This is a genomic window from Marinobacter guineae (assembly GCF_002744735.1).
Lineage (GTDB): Bacteria > Pseudomonadota > Gammaproteobacteria > Pseudomonadales > Oleiphilaceae > Marinobacter > Marinobacter guineae.
The window spans coordinates 1-4736 of record NZ_KZ319348.1 but is presented as its reverse complement, the minus strand read 5'-3'; the positions used below and the strand labels follow the sequence as shown (position 1 = coordinate 4736).

Below are 4736 nucleotides of genomic sequence, written 5' to 3'. Positions count from 1 at the left end.
CACACTGCAAAAGACAAGTCTGGCGTTAGACGAAGATGCACAAAGAGGGCTGATTCATATGGGTTTTTATTCTTTGAAAGGTATACAAAGAGATTGACAGGCAGGGCAGGAAAACCGATAATAATCACATGGTCAGCGGGGTGCTGACCACCGCGATACGCCGGCGGTCATCGAGGCGAGTTAGGATATTTGCTATGACTACTGCACAAGCTCTCCCTGAGTTTTTTACCCGTGTTCCGACCCTCCAACGCGCAGAAACAATGCACCAATACTGGGGCGATCGTTGCGTGAACCTGGAAATGTTTGTGTTCAGCTTCATGAACACCTTCAACGAAGCGTACAACGGTGGCTATTGGGATCTTAATATCACCTCGAATGACGCGCTTTATATGTCTCTGAGTACCGACGAGCCGGTGCGCTTAGTAAGCCCGCTGAACTATGCGGATGAAACCATGAGCGCTGATGCCGCTGGCCTGGTTCTGACCATTTATGCCAGTTCCTATGGAATGCACAAATTCCCTGAAGACGCATACCTCTTGGAAACCTACGACAAGCTAATGGAAGTCGTTGGTGACCATCCAGAGGCCTCAAAAATCTACCGTCTTCTCGACTAACTAGGAGGGGGCGAAAGCCCCCGTGTTTCCGCCCGGAAACTCTCAGAACCAGAGGAAATTACCATGTTCTACGTTATTGCCTTGGAGCGCGTTACCATCACTAAGTCCTTCTCCGAGACTTTCGAGGAGGGAAAAATCATTAGTCGCCACAAGAGTCAGGAGACGGCCGACGAGCGGTGGCGGACCCTACAGCGAAAGGCTGATTATCCCGAGCGCATTGCCATGATTGACGCGCCTTATGGGCACGCTGTTGGCGATGTGGTCCCAAGTTTGGTGGCCCAGGCAAAGCAGGAGCGGCACGAACGTTTGGGCTTGAGCCTGGCACGAGACCTAATTCTTCAAGAGCGAGGCACACCAATTGAGCGGCCGGATTTCTTCGCTTCCTGGTTGGAAGATCTTGGTCTGACTGTAGATGAGCTCAAGGCTGAGTTCGGAGAGCGCGCAGCAGCCAAGCTAGACGAGGAAGAGGCACAGCGCCAGGAGTTCGCCGAGCGTATGGCGCGAATCAATGCCATCGAGGCTAATGTGTCGGAGCGCTCTGAGATCACTTACAGCTTCCCAGCCGTGAAAGGAATTCAGGCGGGCAATGAGTTCTATACCGCCCAGATTCCTTTTAAGTACCTGGTGAAGTTGTTTCGATTTGATGAGGATACCTTGCCACCTGAAGCGCGGGCCCAACGTCATCTCAATGAGCGCCATGCTCGGGATATCGCTGATTACATCCTGGAGAATCGTCACGAATACGTCCTGCCGGCAATTACGGCGAGCGTGAGCAGTGAAATGGCGTTCGAAGGTTTGCAGGTTTCTGGCGCCGGCGCTCGGGTGGGGGTTCTTCACATTCCAATGGACGCCGTAATGCTGATCAACGATGGCCAACACCGGCGCCGGGGCATCGAATTGGCCCTGGAATCCATGCCGATCCTGGGTGAGGAAACCGTCTGTGTGACTTTGTTTTTTGATCAGGGATTGAAGCGAAGCCAGCAGATGTTCGCCGACATCAATGCAAACGCCAAGAAACCGAGTAGCTCGCTGAGTGCTCTGTATGACCAGCGGGATCCGTTCAATGGGTTTGTCCTGGATCTGCTCAAAGAGATTCCTGAGTTTCGGAGCAGGGTTGAATTTGAATCGGGCAGTGTGGGCCCGAAGAGCTTTAAGCTGTGGAACCTGGTGAGCTTCAAGAAATTCATTTCCAATCTGACCGACCTTACCAAGCGGAGCATTGTCGATTACGACGAAGCCTACCTGAGAGACGCGAAAGAAGGCGTCATTCTCTTTCTTGAAAAGGCGCGCGCCCATATACCGATGTGGGATCTGATGCTATCAGGGAAGATTTCCGCGCAGGAGCTACGTGAGCAATACGTGGTCGGGCATGCCGTGTTCCTGGAAGCCCTCGGGTTATACGGTGCTGAAATGGTGAACAAATACTTGGTGTATGGGAAAACGGAGGGCGTGGATAGGTTTGAAGCAATGGAAAAGCTGGAAAACCTGGTACCAGATAGGACCGCTCCGGTTTGGGAAGGTCGGTGTGTGGTGGCTGGCCGGATGCAGAAAACATCCGATGGGGTCAAAGGTACTGCTGCCACTCTGATGGGGTTGTGCGGTATGGCCCTCACGCCGACAGTGGCCGAAACTGAAATGCGACTCGGTTCGCTGCTCAACTAGGGGAAAGGATCCGGCCGGAGTTTCCGGCCGGAAACTGATAGGGGAGGGGAGTGATGTTTGTGCCTTATAGGGAGCGAAGCGTCCAGGTCGGAATGAGAGTGCGCGTCTATCGCAATCTGTTAAAGCCGAATTTCTTTTCCATTCAGGCGATGGAAGGCCCTGATAAGGGCAAGGTGGTTGGCTACGCACGGGCCGTGGGTCTGGAGAATGTCCGGTTTGTCGTGTCCAAAAAAACATGGGAGAGAGTAATCTCCGAGGGCGTCCGCACCGTGTTCGCCTTTGCCGATGGTGCCCTAGTGGATTGTTTGGAAGCGCTACCGGCGGGATTCGATGAACGAATCACCTTGATGCCGTTTGAGCGCTGCTATTTTTTCAACCGACAGCGACCGGAAATTCCCGTCACCGAAGCCGCGCGCGGCTATCTTTTCGGTGCCGATTTCTGGGCCGCTGCCGAGCCCGCAGGGCTGGACCTTTAATGGGTCCAGCCCACCCTTCGGGAAAAGAAGGCATATCCTTCCGGCCACGCTTCGCTGGATGAGCTATTCGTTGATCCCGCGTTGCGGGACTAACCCCCCTCTAAATCCTGACTTCTCAGAGATCCTACCGCGCCGATATTTTTGAAATCCAATCGGACTGCCTCACCACGCAAGATAGCCGTTCAATTTCTGCATTTCCGTAGCCCCGACATGAGGCGCAAAAAGCGACTCGCCAACCTTTTCAGTCCACGAAACCTTGTTGTATTGAAAGCTCTGAAAATCGTAAGGCCGGTCGCCGCAAGGACGGGGTGTTTCCGCTGATGTCGGTTAAAGCGAGCTTTTTATAAATAGTGATTACCTGGACCGAATTACGAGCAGGCAGTGGTCGGTGAATACGTTTTTGCAGCCTGAAGCGAGAACAGTGTCCACCGGTATAAATAGGTTAAGAAATATTGAAAAAGAGCGAGGTAATCGAATGGAAAACAAGAAGGAAACGGATATAGGGCTCAACACCCTGGGCGGAAAGATAGTGACTACGGGCCTGACATCAATGTTCATAATGTCGGCGACTGGTGTTCCGATCTGGCTGACAGCTGTACCTGTACTGGTGGTTTTGGTTGGTGTAGCGATCTGTACTAGATCGTTTTGGTGGCGTCGCTGATGTTATCAGCGGCACCAGCCGGTAGGGATCCTCCTTTCAGAAGACCGGCTGGTATTCCCTTTTAGGTGTTGGTAATTCGCATTATTGGGGTAGGGTGGAGGATACACCATCAAATGAGTGTTTCTCATGAACTATGTAAAATTAGATTAATTATTGATTGTATTATGAAAGTTGCAGATTTAGCGGTATCAGTATTCTAGAGATCTTCTGCCGTCCAATCTAAATTGATTGCATGGTAGATCAAATGGAGTCTGCAACATGACCGAAACACCGTCCTGGTTGGACAGCTTCATTGCTGTCGCCGGCACTATGCCAACAGAGAATCTCGCTGTTCTTTCTATGGCCTTGGTGGCGTTGGCCGTAATCTGGAGAAGTTCTTGAGATGAGCGATCAGAGCACGAGCTTGAGAGAAGACCGGTTTTCGCCGATCCCAAGATATTGGCTGGGGAAAGAGCGGTGTTCACCGTGGGCCTTGGCAAAGGTTACTCGCACAGACCCTCTTACTGTGAGTTTGGGGGTACCACTTCCGATGGGACTCTCAAAGACGCCGACCGCTGGCCAGGTGATCGCGGCTTTGAAGATCTACATTGCGTTGGTGGCGATGGCTGATGACAAAAAGCAAGAAAGGAACGTGGGCAAGCACTGTCTGCGGACAACCTACGAGGAAATTCAGCTGTATCTCAAGCTGTCGAGGGCAATGGTGTGCGAGGGCCTGAAGCTTTTGGAGGCTACGGATGCCATCGAAAGGCTTGGCTACAAACCCCTGGTTTACAGAATAAAGGGGCTTGATCCGGACAGAGCGGATGAGTGGAAAGGGCACGTCAAATTACCGAAGGGGCACTTGTTCGGGATGCGAAGGGTATCGAGCAGCTATCCCATCATGCTTTCTGAGTACCCGAAACGGGGTCAGACTGCCATGAATGGTCTCGTGATCTATCTGCTCCTGTTGTCCGTGTGCCAGAGAGACACCAATGTCTCGTTGATCTCTTACGATCGAATGATGGAAAGGACAGGGCTGAGCAGTAAAAACATTCGCCAGGCGATTGACCTGTTGGTTAACCACGACCTGATCAGCGTTTTGAGGGTTACCAACGAAAGCACCCTTGAAGCGTTTGGACTGCCGGTGCCCGCTCAAGCTCTTAAAGGATCGCCGAATGTTTACCTGATCAAAGGTGTGAAGGGGCGGAGGTACAACGAGCGTATCAATACACTGGAGAATTACGCGGCTCTGACCGCCAATCATCAAGCTACGCAGGATTTTTCCGAGTGAGGTGCAGCCTTTGGCGCGCCCTTCGGGGCGGGCTTCTCCAGGTTCGCTATTCG

4 protein-coding genes are annotated in these 4736 nt (G+C 52.4%); all 4 read left to right on the top strand.

Annotation, left to right across the window (positions count from 1 at the left end; translation table 11 throughout):
• Nucleotides 1-194: 194 nt before the first annotated feature.
• The 4 genes from CLH62_RS20765 to CLH62_RS20750 all read left to right on the top strand — a co-directional run bounded on the left by CLH62_RS20765 (nucleotide 195) and on the right by CLH62_RS20750 (nucleotide 4683).
• The gene (locus CLH62_RS20765) at nucleotides 195-614 is read left to right on the top strand and encodes an antirestriction protein (protein ID WP_091643496.1); all 420 of its coding nucleotides are present in this window, start codon (nucleotides 195-197) and stop codon (nucleotides 612-614) included.
• Between the two features lie 63 nt (nucleotides 615-677).
• Nucleotides 678-2276 carry a DNA sulfur modification protein DndB gene (locus CLH62_RS20760; protein WP_099620070.1) on the top strand — a complete coding sequence of 533 codons (1599 nt, stop codon included), beginning with the start codon at nucleotides 678-680 and terminating at the stop codon, nucleotides 2274-2276.
• A gap of 98 nt (nucleotides 2277-2374) precedes the next feature.
• Nucleotides 2375-2752: a hypothetical protein gene (locus CLH62_RS20755; protein ID WP_143752402.1), complete on the top strand. Its 378-nt coding sequence runs from the start codon at nucleotides 2375-2377 to the stop codon at nucleotides 2750-2752.
• Nucleotides 2753-3795: 1043 nt separating this feature from the next.
• The gene (locus CLH62_RS20750) at nucleotides 3796-4683 is read left to right on the top strand and encodes a hypothetical protein (RefSeq protein ID WP_099620069.1); all 888 of its coding nucleotides are present in this window, start codon (nucleotides 3796-3798) and stop codon (nucleotides 4681-4683) included.
• Nucleotides 4684-4736: the final 53 nt, after the last annotated feature.

Bases quoted from the DNA above. Each gene is read 5' to 3' on its own strand.
- CLH62_RS20765 (WP_091643496.1), top strand. From the start codon at position 195: ATGACTACTGCACAAGCTCTCCCTGAGTTTTTTACCCGTGTTCCGACC.
- CLH62_RS20760 (WP_099620070.1), top strand. From the start codon at position 678: ATGTTCTACGTTATTGCCTTGGAGCGCGTTACCATCACTAAGTCCTTC.
- CLH62_RS20750 (WP_099620069.1), top strand. From the start codon at position 3,796: ATGAGCGATCAGAGCACGAGCTTGAGAGAAGACCGGTTTTCGCCGATC.